Origin of the sequence: Belliella alkalica (assembly GCF_022549785.1) — a bacterium.
In the GTDB taxonomy this organism is placed as follows: domain Bacteria; phylum Bacteroidota; class Bacteroidia; order Cytophagales; family Cyclobacteriaceae; genus Belliella; species Belliella alkalica.
In genome coordinates, this window is record NZ_JAKZGO010000062.1 from 1 (window position 1) to 1,492 (window position 1,492).

Sequence of the window (1,492 nt, forward strand, 5' to 3'; positions counted from 1 at the left end):
AAGCTTTAGAAAAGGCAGAGTTTCTGCCATCAGCGCCACAGCAAGAAAGCTTGCAGTCATCATTTGGAATATGGTCGTAAAAGGAATTCCATATGAAAATCCCGAAGGCTATCTTTTCTTGGATCAAAAAAGAAAGTTGGGCTTAGTTAAGAGAATAAAAAAACAAATCGATAAATTCGGTCTGACTAATGAGGATTTAGGCCTCGAAATCAGCTCAAATTGAGGGATTTTGTTTACGTTAGTCAGAAGGCTATGACGACAAATAACTTAACGACAATTAAAAATAAAACAAATGAAATTTGACCAAGACACAAAACAAAAAATTGCCAAACAGATAGAAGCTAAAGGAGCATTGAAACCTTGTGCAAGATGTGGACATCAAAACTTTTCATTGCTTGACGGTTTTGTTAGTCTTCCATTATCACAGGAAGTTTCAAATAATGTAGTTATCGGAGGACCTTCTGTTCCGTGTGCAGTTGTTGCTTGTTCCAATTGCGGACATATAGACTTTCACGCATTAGGTGCATTAGGGCTTTTAAACACTCAAAAGTAAAGACATATGGCACAAAATAACGAACCAGCTTTACTAACTGACAACCCTTTAGTAAAAGAGTTTTACGACAATACACAATCAAACATTATTCGTATAAATGACGATAAGCTCAAAGTGATTTTATATGAAAACAAGGAAACAATTACCAAAAACAGTAATTACCTGACTCCATTGACACTTTTAATTTCATTTATCTTGACATTTTGCACAACAGACTTTAAGGAGTTTGCGAAAATACCAGCGACTACTTGGCAAGGCTTTTATCTTTTTTGTGGTATTGCGTCTCTAATTTGGCTTGTAATTGAACTTAGAAAAATTAAAAAAGTAATCACAATTGACGAACTAATTAACAAAATAAAAAATCAAACGAATACAAACCAAAGTAATGCACAAGGTAACGGTTGACAGAAGCCCAGCCACTAACAGCACCTACCCAAAAGGCGGGGTTTCGTGTTCCAAAGACAGTTTTGTGGTTAATCAAACATTAGTTTTTCAAATCAAGTTTTGTGGTAAAAGTCCCGCCCTTCGGGTAGCTGCAAAACGTTGGGCCCAATTCCCCCTACATTAAAAAAGTTGATTTCGTAAGCTAACGTTTGAGAGCATCATGGCAAGATTTTTTGTAAATTACTGGTCTCTCAGYAAGGCCGATTTTAGAAATGTTGCCCTCGAGTAATCGAAGAGCACGGGCGCMATTCTGGTTGGGATGCTTGCGATGATTTCAGTGGCGGATTTGTCTTTAAAAGTCAGATACCCCGTTCAGAATATTTTCTAGCCAAAAGCACATCCCCTGAGAGACTTATCTATTTTTAATCAAATGGAACAGGAATCTATCTCCATGGAAGTCGTCAATCCGCAAGCTGCGGGAATTGACGTCGGCAGTCGCTCCCACTGGGTAGCAGTAGGTCAAACCGAGCAAGATGTTCGGGAATTTGGGGTATT

The 1,492-nt window shown here is 38.1% G+C and carries 2 protein-coding genes and 1 pseudogene; all 3 read left to right on the forward strand.

From position 1 onward, the window contains the following. A pseudogene (locus MM213_RS20610) lies at positions 1-223 on the forward strand (IS110 family transposase); the annotation flags it as partial. A gap of 69 nt (positions 224-292) precedes the next feature. Next, complete coding sequence (locus MM213_RS20615; RefSeq protein ID WP_241414773.1) at positions 293-553, forward strand: hypothetical protein; 261 nt, start codon at positions 293-295, stop codon at positions 551-553. 6 nt (positions 554-559) lie between these two features. Beyond that, positions 560-958 (forward strand): hypothetical protein, encoded by a 399-nt coding sequence (locus MM213_RS20620; RefSeq protein WP_241414774.1) that lies wholly within the window; start codon positions 560-562, stop codon positions 956-958. Positions 959-1,492: the final 534 nt, after the last annotated feature.